General features: G+C 68.4%; 23 protein-coding genes. 6 read left to right on the top strand and 17 right to left on the bottom strand.

Annotation, left to right across the window (positions count from 1 at the left end):
- Positions 1-31 precede the first annotated feature (31 nt).
- Genes TFC3_RS30435 through TFC3_RS30410 form a run of 6 tightly spaced genes read left to right on the top strand, consistent with a single transcriptional unit; the run spans position 32 to position 3,758 of the window.
- A complete protein-coding gene (locus TFC3_RS30435; protein WP_067508894.1) occupies positions 32-1,195 on the top strand; it encodes a chemotaxis response regulator protein-glutamate methylesterase in 1,164 nt (387 codons plus the stop codon).
- On the top strand, positions 1,192-2,037 hold the full coding sequence (locus tag TFC3_RS30430) for a protein-glutamate O-methyltransferase CheR (protein WP_067508892.1): 846 nt from the start codon (positions 1,192-1,194) through the stop codon (positions 2,035-2,037). The genes TFC3_RS30435 and TFC3_RS30430 overlap by 4 nt, the downstream gene beginning before the upstream one ends.
- 15 nt (positions 2,038-2,052) lie before the next feature.
- Positions 2,053-2,430 (top strand): response regulator, encoded by a 378-nt coding sequence (locus TFC3_RS30425; protein WP_232234522.1) that lies wholly within the window; start codon positions 2,053-2,055, stop codon positions 2,428-2,430.
- Positions 2,427-2,906, top strand: coding sequence for a chemotaxis protein CheX (locus TFC3_RS30420; protein ID WP_067508890.1), 480 nt, complete (start codon positions 2,427-2,429; stop codon positions 2,904-2,906). Before TFC3_RS30425 ends, TFC3_RS30420 begins: the two co-directional genes overlap by 4 nt.
- A complete protein-coding gene (locus TFC3_RS30415; RefSeq protein WP_067508888.1) occupies positions 2,903-3,265 on the top strand; it encodes a response regulator in 363 nt (120 codons plus the stop codon). Before TFC3_RS30420 ends, TFC3_RS30415 begins: the two co-directional genes overlap by 4 nt.
- Before the next feature lie 7 nt (positions 3,266-3,272).
- Positions 3,273-3,758, top strand: coding sequence for a hypothetical protein (locus TFC3_RS30410; protein WP_067508886.1), 486 nt, complete (start codon positions 3,273-3,275; stop codon positions 3,756-3,758).
- 125 nt (positions 3,759-3,883) lie between these two features.
- On the opposite strand, the gene TFC3_RS30405 is transcribed toward TFC3_RS30410, so the two are convergent.
- The 17 genes from TFC3_RS30405 to TFC3_RS30325 form a co-directional block, all read right to left on the bottom strand.
- On the bottom strand, positions 3,884-4,912 hold the full coding sequence (locus TFC3_RS30405) for a sulfotransferase (RefSeq protein ID WP_067508884.1): 1,029 nt from the start codon (positions 4,910-4,912) through the stop codon (positions 3,884-3,886).
- A 71-nt stretch (positions 4,913-4,983) separates the two neighbouring features.
- Positions 4,984-5,232 carry a hypothetical protein gene (locus TFC3_RS30400; RefSeq protein WP_067508882.1) on the bottom strand — a complete coding sequence of 83 codons (249 nt, stop codon included), beginning with the start codon at positions 5,230-5,232 and terminating at the stop codon, positions 4,984-4,986.
- Positions 5,233-5,237: 5 nt separating this feature from the next.
- Entirely contained in the window at positions 5,238-6,842 is a 1,605-nt protein-coding gene (locus tag TFC3_RS30395; protein ID WP_067508880.1) for a hypothetical protein, read from the bottom strand.
- Entirely contained in the window at positions 6,820-8,862 is a 2,043-nt protein-coding gene (locus TFC3_RS30390; RefSeq protein ID WP_067508878.1) for a flagellar biosynthesis protein FlhA, read from the bottom strand. Before TFC3_RS30390 ends, TFC3_RS30395 begins: the two co-directional genes overlap by 23 nt.
- Before the next feature lie 76 nt (positions 8,863-8,938).
- Positions 8,939-10,030, bottom strand: a complete 1,092-nt coding sequence (locus TFC3_RS30385) for a flagellar biosynthesis protein FlhB (protein ID WP_067508876.1) — start codon at positions 10,028-10,030, stop codon at positions 8,939-8,941.
- Between the two features lie 3 nt (positions 10,031-10,033).
- Entirely contained in the window at positions 10,034-10,801 is a 768-nt protein-coding gene (fliR, locus tag TFC3_RS30380) for a flagellar biosynthetic protein FliR (protein ID WP_067508874.1), read from the bottom strand.
- Entirely contained in the window at positions 10,798-11,625 is an 828-nt protein-coding gene (gene fliP / locus TFC3_RS30375) for a flagellar type III secretion system pore protein FliP (protein ID WP_236718549.1), read from the bottom strand. Before fliP ends, fliR begins: the two co-directional genes overlap by 4 nt.
- A 13-nt stretch (positions 11,626-11,638) precedes the next feature.
- A complete protein-coding gene (fliO, locus tag TFC3_RS30370) occupies positions 11,639-12,049 on the bottom strand; it encodes a flagellar biosynthetic protein FliO (protein ID WP_067508870.1) in 411 nt (136 codons plus the stop codon).
- A 3-nt stretch (positions 12,050-12,052) separates the two neighbouring features.
- The gene (gene fliN, locus TFC3_RS30365) at positions 12,053-12,805 is read right to left on the bottom strand and encodes a flagellar motor switch protein FliN (protein ID WP_067508868.1); all 753 of its coding nucleotides are present in this window, start codon (positions 12,803-12,805) and stop codon (positions 12,053-12,055) included.
- Positions 12,802-13,737 (bottom strand): flagellar motor switch protein FliM, encoded by a 936-nt coding sequence (locus tag TFC3_RS30360; protein WP_236718546.1) that lies wholly within the window; start codon positions 13,735-13,737, stop codon positions 12,802-12,804. Before TFC3_RS30360 ends, fliN begins: the two co-directional genes overlap by 4 nt.
- Positions 13,738-13,830: 93 nt before the next feature.
- The gene (gene fliL / locus TFC3_RS30355; protein ID WP_067508864.1) at positions 13,831-14,295 is read right to left on the bottom strand and encodes a flagellar basal body-associated protein FliL; all 465 of its coding nucleotides are present in this window, start codon (positions 14,293-14,295) and stop codon (positions 13,831-13,833) included.
- A gap of 18 nt (positions 14,296-14,313) precedes the next feature.
- Positions 14,314-15,339, bottom strand: coding sequence for a flagellar motor protein MotB (locus TFC3_RS30350; protein WP_067508863.1), 1,026 nt, complete (start codon positions 15,337-15,339; stop codon positions 14,314-14,316).
- Positions 15,340-15,343: 4 nt separating this feature from the next.
- Entirely contained in the window at positions 15,344-16,132 is a 789-nt protein-coding gene (locus TFC3_RS30345; RefSeq protein ID WP_067508860.1) for a flagellar motor protein, read from the bottom strand.
- Positions 16,133-16,136: 4 nt separating this feature from the next.
- The gene (locus TFC3_RS30340; RefSeq protein ID WP_067508858.1) at positions 16,137-16,424 is read right to left on the bottom strand and encodes a flagellar FlbD family protein; all 288 of its coding nucleotides are present in this window, start codon (positions 16,422-16,424) and stop codon (positions 16,137-16,139) included.
- Positions 16,425-16,606: 182 nt separating this feature from the next.
- Positions 16,607-17,776: a flagellar hook protein FlgE gene (locus TFC3_RS30335; protein ID WP_067508856.1), complete on the bottom strand. Its 1,170-nt coding sequence runs from the start codon at positions 17,774-17,776 to the stop codon at positions 16,607-16,609.
- A gap of 3 nt (positions 17,777-17,779) precedes the next feature.
- On the bottom strand, positions 17,780-18,394 hold the full coding sequence (locus tag TFC3_RS30330) for a flagellar hook assembly protein FlgD (RefSeq protein WP_067508854.1): 615 nt from the start codon (positions 18,392-18,394) through the stop codon (positions 17,780-17,782).
- Between the two features lie 84 nt (positions 18,395-18,478).
- On the bottom strand, positions 18,479-19,301 hold an 823-nt coding region (locus TFC3_RS30325; protein ID WP_236718543.1), incomplete at its 5' end, for a flagellar hook-length control protein FliK.

Raw genomic sequence — 19,301 nt, 5'->3', positions numbered from 1 at the left:
CCCTCGAGGCCCGGAAGGACGGAGGGCAGAGATGATCAAAGTACTCGTCGTCGACGACTCCGTGGTGGTGCGCCGGCTCATCGTCGACTCGCTCGGCGGGATGCCGGACATCGAGGTCGTCGGCACCGCGGCGAACGGGCTGCTGGCCCAGGCGAAGATTGACTCGCTGCGGCCGGACGTCGTCACCATGGACATCGAGATGCCCCAGATGGACGGCATCCAGGCGGTACGGGAGCTGCGCAAACGCCACCCCCGGCTGCCGGTGATCATGTTCAGCACGCTGTCGGCGGCCGGCGCCAGCGCCACGCTGGAGGCGCTGTCGGCGGGGGCTACCGACTACGTCACGAAGCCGTCGAACGTGGGGTCGGTGGCACAGTCCATTGCGGCCGTACGGGAACAGCTCGTACCTAAGATCCATGCGCTCGCCGGTCGCCGGGCCCCAGCCGCCCGCCCCGGCCCCGCGCCGGCCCGGCCCGGTCTCGCACCGCCGCCACCCGCGCGTCCCGGGCTCAGCCGGCCCGGCCTGACACCGCCTTCCGGGCCCACCGCGCCACCGGTCAAGGCCGTACGCCGGGGCGGTCCGCCGGGACGCGTGGACATTCTGGCGATCGGCTCGTCCACCGGTGGCCCCGACGCCCTGACCAAGGTGCTGCAGGCGCTGCCCAGGGAACTGCCGGTGCCGATCGTGGTCACCCAGCACATGCCGCCGGTGTTCACCCGGATGTTCGCCGAACGCCTGGACCGCAGCACGCCGCTGCACGTGGTCGAGGCCGGCGACGGCATGGAACTGACCGCCGGCACGGTCTACATCGCCCCCGGTGACAAGCACCTCGTGCTGCAGCGCCGGGGTACGGCAACGCTGACCCAGCTCAGCGGCGCGCCGCCGGAAAACTCCTGCCGTCCGGCGGTGGACGTGATGTTCCGCTCGGTGTCGTCGCTCTATGGCGCCTCGGTGCACGCGACGGTGCTGACCGGCATGGGATACGACGGACGGAGTGGTGCGAAGGTGCTGCGTGACGCAGGCGCCGAAGTCCTGGCGCAGGACGAGGCGAGTTCGGTGGTCTGGGGGATGCCCGGCGCCGTCGTCGGGGCCGGTCTGGCCGACGAGGTGCTACCGCTGGATCGGATCGCGGCCGCGTTGATCCAGCGGGTCCAGGTCGGCCGCGCGCCCCGGGCGACGGTGGTGACCCGATGACTCTGTCGCAATCGGACTTCGAGTTCGTCTCCGCGCTGGTCCGGCGCGAGGCGGCCATCGTACTCGCCCCCGGCAAGGAATACCTGGTCGAGGCGCGGCTGATCCCGGTGGCCCGGCAGGTCGGGGCGGCCAGCGTCGGCGACTTCCTGGCCGGGCTGCAGCGCAAGCCCAACCCGGCCGACCAGCGCCGGATCATCGACGCGCTGACCACGAACGAGACGTCGTGGTTCCGCGACCGCGAACCGTTCACCGCGCTGACCGACGTGGTGCTGCCCGAACTGGTCAAGAGCCGCGGCCCGGCGCGCAAGATCCGGCTGTGGTCGGCGGCCAGCTCCAGCGGTCAGGAGGCGTACAGCCTGGCCATCACGCTGCAGGAGAACCTGCCGCCCGGGTGGTCGTACGAGATCATGGGCAGTGACATCTCCACCGAGATGGTCAAGCGAGCCGAGGCCGCCGAGTACAGCCAGGTCGAGGTGAACCGCGGCCTGCCCGCCACCCAGCTGGTGCAGTACTTCGAGCGGGCCGGCGCGCACTGGCGCATCGCCCCGCACCTGCGGCGCAACGTGTCGTTCCGGCACATGAACCTGACCGCGCCGCTGCCGGCCATGCCGCCGTTCGACGTGATCTTCCTGCGCAATGTGCTCATCTACTTCGACGTCGCGACGAAGAAGTCGGTGTTGCGCAACGTCGCCCGGCTGCTGCGCCCGGACGGCTGGCTGTTCCTCGGCGCTGCCGAGACAACGATCGGCATCGATGACAACTACGAACGGGTGGCGGCTGGCCGGACCTCTGCCTACCGGGTCCGAAGCGCGGTGCCAGCCGGTGCCGTCAGGAAGGGGTGAGCTGCGGTGCGCGCCATGGTGATCGACGATTCCCGAGCGATGCGGATGATTCTCAAGCGCATCGTCGCCAAGCTGAACTTCGAGGCGGTGGAGGCGGGCGACGGCCAGGAGGCCCTCGACCTGCTCGCCACCATGACCGAGGTGCCCGAGCTGGCCCTCATCGACTGGAACATGCCGAACATGAACGGGCTCGAGTTCGTCACCAAGGTCCGCGCGGAGTCGCGGCTGCGGGAGATGACGCTGGTCATGGTGACCACCGAGAGCGAACAGAGCCAAATCGTGCGGGCGCTCGCCGCGGGTGCCCACGAATACGTGATCAAGCCTTTCACCGAAGGCGCGATGATCGAGAAGCTGGCCCTGCTGGGCCTGGTACCGACCGGAGCGAACTCATGAGCGTCGAAACCGTGGTGACCGAGGACGACCTCGCCGAGATGGTGGAACAGGTCTGGGCTTCCTACCTCGACCCCGAGGGAGTCAACCCGCTGATCCCGACCGGCGACGACAAGCAGACCACGGAGGTGCACTCGACGGTGTCGATCACCGGCACCTGGCACGGCCACCTGGTCTATGCCTCGTCAACCCAGGCGGCCCGCAAGGCGGCGGCGGCCTTCCTGGCGATGGAGGTGGAGGAGGTCGGGCAGGAGGACATCTCCGACGTGCTCGGCGAGCTGGCCAACATCGTCGGCGGCAACGTCAAGGCGATGCTCCCGGCCGGGTGCTTCCTGTCGCTGCCCACCGTGGTGATGGCGCCCGACACGGCTTCGTACTACCCGGCCGCCGAGCGGATCAGCGGCCTGTGGGGCGTCTGGGACGGCGAGCCGATTTCCATCTCGATGTGGCAGAGCGTGAAGCAGGGGGAAACGGCATGAAGATTCTGATCGCGGACGACAGCCGGGTGATGCGGCAGATCGTGACGCGTACGCTGCGCCAGGCCGGGTTCGATGGCCATGACCTGGTGGAGGCGGCGGACGGCCAGGAGGCGCACGACAAGGCCCAGTCGGAGCAGCCGGACCTGGTCATCTCGGACTGGAACATGCCAGAGATGACCGGCATCGAGGTGCTGCGCAAGCTGCGCGCCGCGGGCAACCAGGTCAAGTTCGGCTTCGTCACCTCTGAGTGCACCGAGGAGATGAAGAGCGCCGCGGAGAGCGCCGGCTCGGCTTTCTTCATCGTCAAGCCGTTCACAGCAGAGCAATTTGACGAGGTCTTCTCTCCTATTTTGGGATGATATAGCTATGTCTGACACCTCGGTTATCCCCGTCGCCCTGACCGTTCGCAACCTCTTCGAGGACCTTCTCGGCCGCGACGTCAACGTCGCTCCGGGCGACCCCATGACCGCAGATGACCTGCCCACGGGCGTGTTCGCGATCTACACGGACACCTCCCAGCAGCTCTACGCGGTCCTGGGCATGACCCTGTCGCTGGCGGCCAACGCGGGCGCCGCACTGGGCCTGCTCCCCGCCGGCGCAGCCGAGGACAGCATCGACGAGAAAACCCTGTTCCCCAACCTGGCCGAGAACGTCTTCGAGCTGTGCAACGTCCTGACCAGCCTGCTCAACCGGCAGGGCGCCCCGCACATCAAGCTCTACCAGGTGATCACCCCGGGCCAGTCCCTGCCCAACGATGCCCGCGCGCACCTGCTGGCGCTGGGCAAGCGGCTGGATCTGACGATTGAGGTGGCTCGCTACGGCAAGGGGAAGTTCTCGCTGTCGCTCGCCTGAGAAACGCGGTACGGGCCGGGAAGCAGATTGCTGCTCCCGGCCCGTTCTTCGTATCGGGTGCCGAGTGGCGATGGGGTAGTCATTAGTCATCGGGGGCTTGGCTCGGGGCCGCAGGCAGGACCGGGCTAGCCTGCGTCGATGCTGGCTTCGTTGGGGGAGCGCTGCGCCAGCACCCCGCCCGGCAGATGCGCCAGGTCCTCGTCGCGCCGTAACCGCGTGGCCGCCCGGCTCAACGTGCGCCGGGCCGGGTCGAAGCGCTTGGGTGCCGCCGCCATGGTGTACCGGATCAGCTGGCTCGGAGCCGGCCGCGGCTTTCCCGACAGCTCGTAGCCGTTGGCCACCAGCCGGCTACCCAAGGCGGCTTCGCACAGCGCGATTTCCTCGGCTGTCAACCGGGTCTCCCAGCTGCGTACCCGCTGCGTGGTTACCGGTGTGTGCGTACGGGCGTGCCAGGTTTTGAAGGATGGAACCGCGACGCCCGCGACCGCCGAGGGTTCCGCCATGGCCGGGTCGTAGTCCTCGCCGAGGTATTCGCACAGTCTGGTCAGGCCGCCGTGCGGGTCGGACACCAGGTCTTCGTAGCGCAGCTCGAACCATTGCGCCGGGTCCAGTTTGCGCGCGGCTCGGCGGGCGTCGTCTACGGCTCGGGCCCAGGCGGCGACGGTGGCGTAGATGTCCTTGCGGTGCCAGGACATTTCCTTGAGCGAGGCTACGCAGTCCCGGCCGTCGCGGACGATGTTGATGAACTGGGCGTCCGGGAAGAGCCTGAGCAGGATGTCGACGTTGTGCAGGTAGGCCGGCCGCTTGTCGCCCCAGCGGGGTTTGTCGAAGCGCTCGGCGTACATCTGGAAGATCGTGCCCAGCACCGAGCCGAGCGTGCCCTGGGCCGCGGCGATTCTCTCCACCGTCTGGTCCGGGTCCAGGCCCAGGTCGCAGAAGCGGGTCTCGCGCTGGTTCACGATGCGCCGGGCCAGGGCGCGGCGGCTGTCCGGCAGGCTCAGGTCGCCGAAGTCGCGGCGTTCGCGGAAGGCGGCGAGCACGAACCGGGTTTCCGGCGGGATCGCAATTCTCGGGTGGGCGTGCAGCATGAGCTGCAGCATCGTGGTGCCCGATCGAGGGCAGCCGACGACGATGATCGGGCGGTCGCTGGGCACCGTTCACCTCCGGGGGGCAGTCGCTGACCGGAGGTAACATATGGTACGAAACGGAAAATGTTAACGAAGTGTCAAGGCGTGTCGGTGCCCGTTTGGTCACTTTCGCCCCCGGGGGTGGGCCTGACCCGGGTGCCCGGCCCCTCCGTCTTGCCGTAGCCCGCGGTGATGAAGCGCAGGCCGGCCAGCAGTATCGCGGCGATTGGCACGGCGATCAGGAACCTGATCAGCACCTCGCCGAGGTCGATCTCGTCGAGCACATAGCGATACAACGCCGGCGCGCTGATCAACAGCGCGAACAGCAGGACGGAGGGCCGGATCACGGTGGTCAGCTCCGGCGCGCGGGACGGCGGGGCAGAGCCGCCATCGGTACGACATCAGCAGCGATCCGTGCACACAACATCGCCGCCCACGAGTGCGGCGTGGCCGGCTTGCTGTCCAGCGACACGATCGGCAGGTCGAGCCCGAGCACTGTGGCCGGGTCGGAGGTGATGTCGACGTTGTGCACCACCAGCGCCTCGACATCGCCCAGCGCCCGCAGGTGCCGCGCGGTGTCGGAGGTCTTGCGGGTCGCGTCGACCACCGCCCACGTGGCGGTCGCCCCGATCGCCTCGCACATGTCGTTCACCCAGATCGGGTCGGTACGCCCCACCGTCGCGTCCACCACCACGATCCACGCGTGGTCGGCGCTCCGTAGCTTCTCCGCCTTGGCCTTCGCCGCCTCCGGGTCGCCCAGGATCCGCGAGGAGTGCATGCCGGTCCCCGCCGCCGTGGGCCCGCCCATGAGCAGGTGCGTCTGGTCGAGTCCGGCCTGCTCGCAGAGCTTCTTGCCGATCGGGATGGCGTGGTCGAAGTCGCCGGCCAGCACCAGGATCTCGCCCGGCGCATCCGGGACGCCCGGCGCCGACGGGCGCATGGCCAGCGCGTTGAGCACCCCGGCGTAGGTGTCCCCGCCGGTGATCTGCGCGACCATGTCCGGCGGCATGCCGACCCTGAGCAAATTGTGCTGCACGGTGTCGTAGCCGCGCATCGGTGCGGGCGAGGACGGCACGGTGGCCGGGTGCAGGGTGGTGGCGGGCACCGCGGACACCGGTCCAAGCCCGAGTCCGCCCAGCGTCTCGGCCAGGCTGGTCGGTGCCGGTGAGGTGGGAGCGAGTCCGTACGCCGCAGCCGCGGTGCGTGGCGGCGCCGGGTTCTGGGCCGCCCGGTTGGCCGCCGAGTTCTGCGGGGCCGCCGGAGTGTCGTTGACGCCCAGGCCACCCATGAGCTCGGCCAGCGACGGTACGGACGGCAGCGGCTTGGTCGCCCCGCCGTTCATCGCTGCGCCGTTGGTGCCGTTGGCATGCCCGTTCACCGGCAACCCGGTGGCCTGCGCCGGGCGGAACGGGCGCACGCTGGGCCCGTCGGAGTCCTCGAGGCCGGCCAGCGGGGACGCGGCGGGCCGCGGGGCCGGACGGTTCATCGCCTCGGCCTTGTCCAGGTTGGCCATCAGCTCGGCGAAGGCGGACTGCGGGTCGCTCAGCCCGCGCGCCGAAGCGGGCGTGCCGGCCGCGAACGGATGGGGAGCTGGTGCCCCCACGGCCGCCGCCGCGTCACCCATCCCGGCGCCGCGGCCCATGGCTCGGTCCATCCCGCCCGGCGCTTCGTCCGGCGTGATCCGGTCCCGCGACTCGGCGCGGGCCAGCAGTTGTTCCAGCGACTGGGGTCCGTCGTCGGCGGCGGCCGGAACCGCTCGCCGGGGCGTGGCGTCGCGCTCGTCGGCGTCCGGCACCTCGACCGACAGCTCGTAATGCTGCTTGGCGAAGAATCCGCCGAAGCCGCCCGTCCGGACCTTGTCCGCCGAGATGATCCGTACCGAGGAGCCGTACTCGTCGCGCACCTGCGCCAGCAACGGCTCGATGGCCGGACCCTCAAGCAGCACCCGCGTAGGCACCGTTCACCACCCCCATGGTTTCTATCTGTGCGGTGGAACCCGAGATTTCTGAGTAGGACAGCACCTGCACGCGGCGTGAGCCGGCCCGCAGGAGACGCATGAGTGGCAGCCGCAGCTGCGGGGAGCAGGCCAGCACCGGGGTGATCCCGGACTGCTCGGCGGCCTCGACCAGCCGGGCCGCCTCGCTGACGATCGCCTCGGCACGCATGCCGTCGATCGCCATGAACGCGCCGGTCTCGCTGGGCCGCAGCGATTCGAGCAGCTGCTGCTCCAGCATCGGGTCGAGCGTGATCACGGTGAGCCGGCCCTGGCTGGTGTACTGCGCGGCGATGGCCGGGCCCAGGGCCGAGCGGGCGGCCTCGACCAGGCCGTCGTGGTCCACCGACACCTTGGCGCGCAGCGAGAGCGATTCGAAGATGCGGACCAGGTCCCGTACCGGCACGCCTTCATCAAGCAGGGCTTGCAGCACCCGCTGGATCTGCCCGAGGCTGAGCAGCGCCGGGGTCAGTTCCTCGACCACCACGGGGTGGGTGCGCTTGACCATGTCGGTCAGCGAGCGCACGTCCTCGCGCCCGAGCAGGCGGCTGGCGTTGGTCCGGACGATCTCGGCCAGGTGCGTGATGATCACCGAGGCCCGGTCGACGACCGTCGCGCCGGACAGCTCCGCCTGGTAGTGCAGTTCGGCCGGAACCCACTTGCCCGCCAGCCCGAACACCGGTTCCACCCCGGCCCGTCCGGGCAGGGCCTGCAGTCCGTCACCGATGGCTAGGACGGTTCCCGGAGGTGCCTGGCCGGTGCCGGCGTCAACCCCGGAAATGCGGATGGCGTACGAGCTCAGCGGCAGGTCCAAATCATCGCGGGTACGCACCGGCGGCATCACGATGCCCAGCTCCAGCGCCATCTTGCGCCGCAACGCCCGCACCCGGTCCAGCAGGTCCCCGCCGTTGGTGTCGACCAGGTCGACCAGGTCGGGTGAGAGCGCCAGCTCCAGCGGGTCGACGCGCATCTCGCCGAGCAACTGTTCGGGCGAGTCCGGCGAGGGCCGCTCGACCTCGGGCACCGCGGCCAGCGCGGCCTCCGGCTCGGGGTCCTTGAGCTTCTGCGCGATCAGCAGCACCACCGCGCCGATGATCAGGAAGGGCAGCTTCGGCAGGCCGGGGATCACGCACAGGCCCAGCGCCGCGCCACCGGCGATCCGCAGGGCCAGCTTGTTCTGACCGAGCTGGGCGGTGACGCTGCTGCCCATGTCGCCCGAGGTGGCCGAGCGCGTGGTGATCAGACCGGTGGAGACCGACAGCAGCAGGGCGGGGATCTGCGACACCAGGCCGTCGCCGACGGTCAGCAGGCTGTACTGGTTCATCGCGTCCGCCGGGGACATGCCCTGCTGCAGCATGCCGACCGCGAACCCGCCGACCAGGTTGATGACGGTGATGATGATCGCCGCGATGGCGTCGCCCTTGACGAACTTGGACCCACCGTCCATCGCGCCGTAGAAGTCGGCCTCGGCGGCGACGTCGGCCCGGCGCTTCTTCGCCGCGGCCTCGTCGATCAGCCCGGCGTTGAGGTCGGCGTCGATCGCCATCTGCTTACCGGGCATCGCGTCGAGGGTGAACCGGGCCCCGACCTCGGCGACGCGCTCGGCGCCCTTGGTCACCACGATCATCTGCACGATGATCAGGATCAGGAAGATCACCAGGCCGATGACCAGCGAGCCACCGACCACGAAGTCGCCGAACGCGTGGATCACCTTGCCCGCGTCGCCGTCGCGCAGCACCAGCCGGGTCGCGCTGATGTTGAGGGCCAGCCGGAACAGCGTCAGGACCAGCAGCAGGGCGGGGAAGACGGAGAAGTCGAGCGGCCGTTCCACGAACATCGCGGTCAGCAGTACCAGCAGGGCGACGGTGATGTTCGTGGCGATCAGCAGGTCGAGCAGGAAGGTCGGCAGCGGCACGACCATCATGACGATGATGCCGATCACCCCGACGGGTACGGCAAACTTGCTGAGGTTGCGGTTTTTCACGGCCCCCCTTCCACCTGCCGATGGTCCCTCAGCTCGGCGGCCTATGTGAGTAAATCTCCCAGATACGTCTTAGGTCCTATGCGGCTGCTGGGGCCGGGTTGGGGTTGCGGTGCATCCCAGCCGACGCACCCTTGGACTTCAGGCTCATCACGAACGCCAGCACCTTGGCCACCGCGCCGAAGAATTCGGCAGGGATTTCCTGGCCCACCTCCACGCTCTTGTCCAAGGCCCGGGCGAGCGCGATGTCCTGGATCAGGGTGATCCGGTTCTCGGTGGCCACGTCGCGGATCTTCTGCGCGATCGCGCCCTGGCCCTTGGCGATCACCCGCGGCGCCCCATGCTCCGGGTCGTAGCGCAGCGCGACCGCCACATGGGTCGGGTTGACCAGCACGACGTCGGCGGTCGGCACGTCGGCCATCTGCCGGTTGCGGGCCATCGCCATCTGCTTGGCCCGGATGTGACCCTTGACGTGCGGGTCGCCCTCGGTGTTCTTGTTCTCCTGCTTGACCTCGTCCTTGGTCATTCGTAGCTGCTTGTTGGTGCGCCGGCGGACCACGAAGTAGTCGGCCGCCGCCATCACGATGCCCGCCACCGAGGCGGCCCGGATCAGCGACAGCACGGCGTCGTTGACCACCCCGAGCAGCGAGCCGATCTGCAGGCGCCCGGCGGTCATCAGCAGCGGCACGATGTCCTTCATCGTGCTGTAGAGCACCGCAGCCAGCACCCCGGTCTTGATCAGCGCCTTGCTGCCCTCCCAGAGCGCCTGCGGCCCGACCATCTTCTTGATGCCAGGCAACGGGTTGAGCCGGTTGAACTTGGGGATGAACAGCTTGGTGGCGACCCGGATGCCGCCCTGCGCGCCGGCCGCTGCGATGCCCACCGCCATCATGGTCAGCGCCAGCGGCAGCACCGCCCAGGCCGCGCTCATCAGGGCGTTTTTCATGATGCCGAGCGCCACCGCCGGATCGGGGTTGGCGATGACGTCGGGGAGCTTGGCCATCAGCTCCTCGGACTGCGCCATCGCCGACTTCAGGGTGCGCGGCAGCATGATGCTGGCGGCCAGCATGCCGAACCAGGCACCCACGTCCTGGCTGCGCCCGATCTGGCCTTCCTGCTTGGCCTTCTTGAGCTTTTGCGGTGTGGGTTGTTCGGTCTTCTCCCCGGACACGGATCACCCCCCGCCGCTGAGGTGCAGCACGGCATTTACCGCCTTCTCCACCAGGCCGTCGAGGGCCTTGGGCAGGATCGCGATGGCGGTGCCGGACAGCGTGAGGACCAGGAAGATCTTGGCCGGGAAGCCCAGCTGGAACGCGTTGAGCGCTGGTGCCACCCGGTTGAGCAGGCCGAACGCCACGTCGGTGAGGAACAGCACGGCGATCAGCGGCCCGGCGATCTGCAGCGCTGACACGAACATCTCGCCGACGCCCTCGGTCAGGAGCCGGTTGAACGTCGCCATCGAGAAGCTCGCGTCCAGCGGCAACGTCTTGTACGACTCCATGAACCCGCGCATGATCAGCTCGTGGCCGTTGCTGGCGAACAACAGCGTGGTGGCCACCAGGTTGTAGTACCGGCCGAACACCGAACTCTGGTTCTGTGACAGCGGGTCGTACGCCGAGGCGAGGGTGAAGCCGCCGAACACGTCGAGCAGGTCACCGGCCGCCTGCACCGCGGCGAAGAACAGGTACGTGATGAAGCCCAGCGCCGCCCCCACGAAGATCTGCAGCGCGGTCGCAGCGATGATCGCCGACGTCTCGATGACCGGCACCGCCGAGCTCAGATACGGCGCCATCGGCAACGCAATGCCGACCGAGAGCAGCACTTTGACCTGCGCCGGGATCAGCCGGGAGCTGAACGGCGGGCAGAGCATGAGCCAGGCCCCCGCCCGGGCAGAGCCGAGGAAGACGGCGAGGAGCTGCCCGATCGGGACGTCCCAGTTCATGCGTACGAGCCCACCAGCGCCGTGATGATCAGCCCCCACCCGTTCACCAGCACGAACAGCAGCAACTTGAACGGCATGGCAACGGTGACAGGAGGCAGCATCATCATGCCCAGTGACATCAGTGATGCCGAGACCACCATGTCGATGATCAGGAACGGGATGAAGATGACGAACCCGATGATGAACGCGGCGCGCAGCTCGGACAGCACGAACGCGGGTACCAGCGTGGTCAGCTCAACGTCGTTGATGTTCGCCGGCTTCTCCTGACCCGACACCCGCACCAGCAGCGCGAGTTCGTCGTCGCGGGTGCTCTTGGCCATGAAGTCGCGCAGCGGTTGCACGCCGTCCTTGAACGCCTGGGACTGCGTCTTGTCCCCGGCCAGGTACGGCTGCACGCCCTGCTCGTTCACCTGGCTCAGCACCGGGCTCATGATGAACAGGCTGATGAACAACGCCAGCCCGGCGAGCACCTGGTTGGGCGGCATGCTCTGCAGCCCCATCGCGTTGCGGGTGATCCCGAGGACCATGAAGACCTTGGTGAAGCACGTGCACAGCAGCAGCACCGCGGGCGCCACCGAGAGCAGGGTGAGGCCCAGCACGATGACCAGGGACGTGGCCGGTTTGCTGCCGTCGGGGTTCGTACCGTTGATGTTGAAATCGATGGTGCCGCCGCCGCTCGGCCGGACGGTGGGCGCGACCGGTGCGGTGGGTCCCGGGGCCTGCGGCACTTGATACTGCACGGCCGCCGGGAGCGGTTGGGGCGTGGCTTGAGCCGCCGCGGCAGGCAGAATTCCGCCGAGGGCAAGCAGAAAGATGATGGCCATTCGCCGCCACATGTCAGCGCCTCGATGTCCGGTCGCGCAGAAAGTCCAGCGCCGAGTGCCAGGTGCGCGGCGACAGGATGGAGCCGTCCAGCTTGCCGCCGTGATGCGGCAGCACCTCCGGCAGGCTCGCCGTGGTCTCGTGCTTCTTGTGCGGCAGGTGGAACAGCCCCTCGTGCTCGAAGGCGGCCAGCTCGGTCTCGCCTAGCAGGCTGATCTGGGCGTCGGTGACGCCCAGCACGAGCGCGCGGTCGGCCACCTGGACCACCGCTATCGACGAGCCGCGGCTCAGCGATTGGCGGTTGAGCACCACGAGGTTGCCGTGCCCGCGCCCGACGCCGCCGCGCCGCACCACCCGGGCCAGCCCCCACATCAGGCCGAAGATGACCAGAAGCGAGAAGCCGACGCGCAGGACCAGCTCGAACAAGGTCTACTCCCGTTCGCTGCCGGGGGCGACGATCTCCGTGATCCGGATGCCGAAGTTCTCGTCGATCACGACGACCTCGCCGCGAGCCACCAGCCGGCCGTTCACCAGCAGGTCCGCCGGGCTGCCGGCGGCGCGGTCCAATTCCACGATCGCGCCCGGGCTCAGCGACAGCAGCTCGCGCACGCTCATCCGGGTCCGGCCCAGTTCGGCCGAGACCTCCATTTCGACGTCGTGCAGCATGTCCAGGCCGCCGCGCATGGGTGCCGCGCCCGAGCTGCTGCGGGTGGCCATGCCTGCGGGGGCGCCGTCGGACGGCCATGGGCTCAGGGCCAGCGCCAGCACGGCCCGGACCTCCCCGGTGTCCAGCAGCGGTACGGCCACCGCGTTGTCCTTGGCCGCGATCGCACTCAGCGCCACGGCCGGCTCCATCAGCTGACCCGGGTCCAGCACCGTGGGCCCGAAGACCCGCGAGGCGGCCTCCAACGCCGGGCGCACCGCGGCGGTCAGGTCCAGCTCGCCGAGCGGGCTCTCCTTGAGCGCGTCGGCCAGGTCCTGGCCCACCACGACGACCACCTCGCCGGTGGCTGCGCCGCTGAACCTGGCGGTGATCGCTTGTCCGGTGGTCAGCATGCCGCCGGAGGCCGCCACGGGGGCGCCGACGGTGAGTGCGCGACTGGTCGGCAGCACCGCGAGGGCCGCGTCGGCTGCGTTCCGGACCAGCGCGAGCTGTGGCTCGGTGATCGTGGGCGCGGTCATCTACGTTCGTCCTCCTTGGGCGCCGGCACCACCAGACACGCGAGCCGGGCCCCCTGGTTGCCGGGAACGGCGTGAGCGAAAACGGTCTCGTTCACAGTTACCTCGAGCGGCACGCTGGTCGGATGACCCAGCGGCACGACGTCGCCGGGGCGTAGATCCACGATGTCATCGGTACGCATCCGGATGGGCTGGAATCGGACAGCTACGTCGATTGGCGCGGCGGAAAGTCCGGCCGTGAGGTTGCGCAGGCTGGTTTCGCGTACCATGCGCTCGGCCGGCGTCAGCTCGATCAGTTCCTGCTTCTCCAGCACCGGCAGGATGGTGTTGAACGGCAGGCAGATGCTGGCCACGCACTCCTCGGTGCCGATCTTCATCTCGAACGACGCGATCACCACGGCGTCCCCGGGCTGATGCGCGCGAAGGAACTGGGCGTTGTACTCGACCTCTTTGAGCTTCGGGCGGATATCCACCAGGGTCTCGAAGCCGTAGCGCAACTCGCCCAGCATCCGCTCCAGCAACCCGCGCAGCAGCGGCATCTCGACCTCGGTCAGCGGCCGCTCCGGCTGGGCCCCGCCGGGACCGCCGAGCATGTGATCAATCGCGGTCATGACCGCCGAGGAGGCGATCTCCAGCAGGACCGTGCCGGGCAGCGGGTCGATGGACACCACGGCGATGACGGTCGGGTTGGACAGCGAGGCCACGTACTCGTCGTAGTTCAGTTGCTCGATGGAGACCAGGGAGGCGCTGCTGACCACGCGCAGGCGGGTGGTGAGCAGGGTGCCGCAGCTGCGGGCGTACGTCTCGAAGGCGATCTGCAGCGTGCGTACGTGCTCACGGGACAGCTTGATCGGTTTGCGGAAGTCGTACGTCGTGGGGCCGGTGTTGCCCCGGCGCGACATCTTCCCCGGGGAGCGCGTTGGCGACGTGGTCACGTTGTTCCCATCGGCTCACTCCCGCAACGGCTGAGCCGGTAGATGCAAAGAGCGGGCCTGCCGTGTGGCGGGCCCGCTCTGCGAGGTACTGGCTTACTGCGTGACGAACTGGGTGAAGTAGATGTCCATGATGATCTGCTTGCCCTCTTCCTCGTACGCCTTCTCGATCTTCTTGAGCAGCTCCTCCTTGGCGGCCAGGCGGCCCTTCTCGGTGGAGAGATCGGCGACCGTCATGCCGGTGTACTGGTCGATCGCCAGGTCGGCGGCCTCGCTGAGGTCAACCGTCTCGGTGCCGGCGTCAGCCGTCTCCTGCAGCGAGAAGCCCAGCTTGAGGTAGTGCCCGTCGGCCAGGTTGATCGTGATCGCCGTCTCGAGCGTCGCGATGACGCCCTTGGTGGGCTCCTTGGCCGCAGCCTCAGCCGAGCTCGACTTGAAGAACATGAAGTACGCGCCCGCGCCGCCGCCGCCGAGCAGCACGACGGCCGCGATGATGATGAAAAGCATCTTCTTGGACTTCTTCGGCGCTTCCGCCGCTGCGTCCTTCTCGTCCTTAGCCATTCGAAGCTCCTCTCGGTGTCAGTCGTGGGTGGTGGCGCCGGTAGCCGGCTCGGAGTTTGAATCGGTAGTGGGTTCGCCCGTCTTAGCGGCGGAAGCCGCCTCAGCCGAGGTCTCACCGGTATGCAACTTTGCGTCGTCCCCGGCCGCCGAGGGCAGCAGGGAAGCCTGGTCGGCCTTGAGCGTGGTCAGCACGACCACGTCGACTCGCCGGTTCATGGTGACGGCCCGCGGGTCCTTGGGGTCGATCAGCGGTTTGGTGTCGGAGAAGCCGACAGCGCTCATCCGGTTCTTGGCCAAGCCGTGCGCGATGAGGTAGCGCACGGTCGTCGAGGCCCGAGCCGCGGACAGCTCCCAGCCGCTGGGGTAGTACGTGGTGGTCGCCTTGAGCTGGTTGGTGTTGCCGTCGACCTCGATGTTGTTGGGCAGCTTGGCCAGCGTCGGCGCGATGGTGTCGAGGATCTTGCGGCCACCGGCCTGCAGGTCGGCGCGATTGCCGGCAAAGACCACCTCGTTCGTCACGATGGTGACCACCAGCCCGCGCTGGTCGATGGTGAACTTGACCTGGCCGAGCAGCTTGTTCTTCTTCAGCGCGTCGGCGAGCTTGTTCTCCACCTTCTTGAGGTTCTCGGCCTCGGCGGTGGCCGCCTTGGCGTCCTCGCTGGCCTTCTTGCGGCTCGCCGCCTGCAGCGCCCGCTCGACCGCCTTCTGCTGCTCCTTGGTCATGCCCTCGGTGCCGCCGGAACCGTCGCCCGGGTTGGTGCCCGGGTCGATCGGCACGACGTTGGTGGACTGACCGGCGCCGTCAAGCGTCGAGATGTTGCCCTGGAAGGCGGCGCTGGAGGCGCCGAACCCCTCGGAGAGGCCGGCTGCCAGCTCGGCGAACTTCTTCTGATCGACGCTGCTCATCGAGAACAGCACCACGAACAGAACGAACAGCAGGGTGAGCATGTCGGCGTACGACACGAGCCACCGCTCGTGATTGACGTGCTCCTCGTGCTCCTCGTGGCCGCCCTTCTTCTTGCGGCCGCCCCCTGCGGAACTCATGTGATTACGCCGCCTTCTTGTTCGACGCAGCCTCGGCCGCCTTCGCGGCGTCCGGCGGCAGCAGGGAACGAAGCTTCTGGGCCACCAGGCGCGGGTTCGAGCCGGCCTGAATGGCGAGCACACCGTCGATGACCAGCTCCATCTCCTCGGCTTCGATGCCGGACAGACGGGTCAGCCGGGCCGCGACGGGCAGCCAGATCAGGTTGGCCGAGAGCACACCCCACAGCGTGGCGACGAACGCCGCGGCGATGGAGTGACCGAGCGTCTCGGGCTTGTCCAGGTTCTCGAGCACGTGCACGAGACCCATGACCGTGCCGATGATGCCGACGGTCGGGGCGTAGCCACCCATGTTCTCGAAGATCTTCATGCCGGCCTTGTCGGCCTTCTTCTTGGCCGCGACCTCGGCGTGCAGGATGTCGTGCAGCTCCTCCGGGTCGGTGCCGTCGATCGCGAGCTGCAGACCGCGCTTGAGGAACGGGTGCTCGACGGTCTTGACCGCGTCCTCCAGCGCCAGCAGACCTTCGCGGCGGGCCCGCTCGGCCAGCTTGACGATGTCGTCGACCAGCTTGGTGGGCGGGGCCACCTTGGCCAGGAACGCCTTCTGCAGCAGCTTGCCGACGCCGATCGCGTCCTTCATCACGCCACCGGCCATACCAGCGGCAAACGCGCCACCGAACACCAGCAGCATCGACGGGATCAGGATGATGGAGGCCGGGTTGCCGCCCTCCAGGATCTGAACAACGAAGACGATGATCAGTGCGACGACTACACCGATGATGGTGGCGAGGTCCATGGAGTCAGCGGTCCTTCCGGTGCAGTGGCAGAACGGTCGCGGTGGTCTGCGACAGCTGCTCGTCGGCGATCGGGGCAGCGGCGGCCGGCTCGGCCTCCATGCGGCTCGCTTGGGCGATAAGCGAAGCGCGGTAGTAGCGCACCGAGTCGATGAACTCGGGCACGGACTCGGCAATGACGTACTTGGTGCCGTCCACCAGCGTGATGACCGTGTCCGGCGTGCAGTCCACACGCTCGACCAGGTCGGGGTTGAGGGCGAACACGGCTCCGTTGAGGCGGGTTACGAGAATCACGACATCCGTCCTTGGGGCGTCTATTGGCTGGTGGGCCGTCCGTGGCCCGTCATATGACCATTCGGCGGAACTTCGGTTGCCGATGAGCGCGTAGCGGTCGCAAACCGGGTGCGAGCCGGCCCGGATACGCAAAAGCCGGGGCGGGCTGGTGGCCCGTCCCGGCTTCTACCGGCTGTGCGTTATCAGCGCTTGAGGTTGACGAGCTCCTGCAGGATCTCGTCAGAAGTGGTGATGATGCGGCTGTTTGCCTGGAATCCGCGCTGCGCGATGACCAGGTTGGTGAACTCCTGGGCCAGGTCGACGTTCGACATCTCCAGCGCGCCGCTGGTGATCAGGCCGAGACCGGCCGAGCCGGCCGCACCGACCTGGGCCAGACCCGAGTTCACGGTGCTGCGGAACATCGAGTCACCGATCTTCTCCAGACCGTTGACGTTGTTGAAGTTGGCCAGGGCCAGCTGACCCAGCGACTGCTTGAGACCGTTGGAGAAGACACCGACGATCTGACCGGTGTTGGACACCGTGTACGAGCTCAGGATGCCCGCCGCCGAACCGTCGGACGCGCTCACCCGCGCCTCGGTGTTACCGCTGTAGTGGGTGAGATCGGTGATGTCGACCTCGTAGCCGTCCAGCGTGATCGAGTTGGTCGAGGGCTTGCCGTTGGTGAACGTGATGGGCACGTTGCCGCCGTCCGGCGTGGTCGCCGTCCAGGTGGTCGCGTCGGTCTTGGTCAGCGTCACGTTGAGCGTGCTGGAGGCGCCGTTCTCGTCGACCACCGGGATCGGGATCACCTTGGCGCTGGTGGCGTCGGCCGGGGCCTCGTACGACAGGTTGCCGGTCAGCGTGAACTTGGTCGTCTGCTCGGGCTTCAAGCTGATGCCGATCGGCAGCTTGATGTTGCCCGGGGCGCCCGCGGTGTTCACGTTGCCGTCGGTGTCGGCCGACCAGCCCTGCACGATCTGGCCGTTGGGGGTGGTCAGCGAGCCGTTGGCGTCGAAGGTGAACGAGCCGGCGCGGGTGTAGACCGACTCACCGCCGCTCTTGACCACGAAGAAGCCGTCACCCTGGATCATCATGTCGCCGGCCTTACCGGTGGTCTGCGCGGCGCCCTGGCTGAAGTTGGCGTTGATGCTGGCCGTGCGCACACCCAGGCCGACCTGCGCCGGGTTGGTACCGCCGGCGCCGTTCTGCGGGGCGCCGGCCGCGTTGACCATCTGCGACAGGGTGTCCTGGAAGACGGTCTGGCTGGACTTGTAACCGGTGGTGTTGACGTTGGCGATGTTGTTGCCCGTCACGTCCATCATCTGCTGGTGCGCGCGCAGGCCACTGATGCCGGAGAAAAGGGAACGCAGCATAGGTCAGATTTCCTTCGTGGTAGCGGAATCATCGGAGGTGCCGTCCGCGGCGGGGCTCGGCGTTGCTGCCGGAGCGGCCGGGGTAGCGGCGGGCGCCGGGGCAGCCGGAACCGCCGGGGTGGCGGCCGGAGCGGTGGCGGTGGCCGCGGGCTGCGCGGGGGCAGCCGGTGCGGTTCCTGCCTGCTGGACTTCCGTGACCTTGGACAGCTGCACATCCATGTTCCCGACCACGAGCGTCGGTTCGCTGTCTCCGTTGAGCTTCGTCTTGGTGACGACGCCCGTCTGGGTGACGCCGTCGGCGTCCTGGTACGTAACCGTTTGGCCGACCAGCGAGCTCGCGCCGATCAACTGCTGGGCCTGCATCATCTGGGCGATCTGCCCGAGCTTCTCGACCTGGGTGAACTGCGCGGTCTGGGCCAGGAACTGCGTCGAGTCGGCCGGGTTGCTGGGGTCCTGGTACTTCAGCTGGGCCACCAGCAGCTTCATGAAGGTGTCCTGGTCGGCCACCGACTTGCTCTTACCGGCGTTGACCGTCGTCCCGTTCGAATACGTCGACGTCGAGCGAGCTGTTTTGTCGTCGTAGACGTTGCTGACGATTCCATTGATCGGTGAGGTCATTGACCGGCCCTCCTGCGTAGGCGTTGGTGGCCCTCGCACATCAGGTTCGGCCGGGTTGAGGATTCGCTTAGCCCCTTTTTCGCCTCAGGCTTCGACGTCCAGCAAGCTGTTGCTGGTGGGGCGCGAGGGCGCCGGTGCAACGGTTTCGGCAGAGGCGGCAGAGCCCTTCCCAGACCCGTTTCCGGTACGTCCACCGCCCTCGTTTTCGCCGTTCAGGAACGCGAACTGCTGGCGCGCCTGATCCTGCTGCGACCCTTGGCGCAGATCGAGGTTCGTGTTGCTGAACCCGGACTGCTCCAGTTCCCGTCGTAGCTGGTCGAGCGAATCGCGCAACGAGTCGTGCCCGGCATCGGTGGAGCTGGACAACTGCAGGTTGATCTCGCCGTTGCGGATCTCGGCGACCACCCGCACCGGCCCCAGGTCGACCGGGTGCAGGTTGACGGTCAGCCGGTGCACGCCGTCCGCGTCGAGCTTCAACGGCGTGATCCGGGTGGCCAACTGCATCGCAACCGGTCCGGGCAGCGGCGGCGCGGGCGGCGGCGTGACGTTGGCGACCGATGCCGCGGGCGCGGCCGGGGCGGCCGGGGCGGCACCCGTGATGCCCATGGCCCCGGTAACCGGGTTGAAGCCCTCCGGTTGGCGCTGGCCCTGCTGCCCCGCGTTCTGCCCGCCGGTTGCGTCGCCACCGGTCTGCCCGGCGGTGGCCGGCGGTTGGTCACCGGCCGGTGCGGCGACATCGGCGGGGACCGCGGTGGCCGAATCGGTGCTGATCGCGGCCTCGGCGGTGGAGGCCAGGTCGGCTGCGGCGGTCGCGCTGGTGGAAGCGGCAGAAGCCGGCCCCACCGGTACGCCCGCAGCATCCGTTCCCGTCCCCACCCCGGCGGCCACCGTCGCATCCACGCCAGCC

It is taken from the genome of Actinoplanes sp. TFC3 (assembly GCF_001553785.1).
In the GTDB taxonomy this organism is placed as follows: Bacteria; Actinomycetota; Actinomycetes; order Mycobacteriales; family Micromonosporaceae; genus Actinoplanes.
This window is presented reverse-complemented; position numbering and strand designations above follow the sequence as displayed.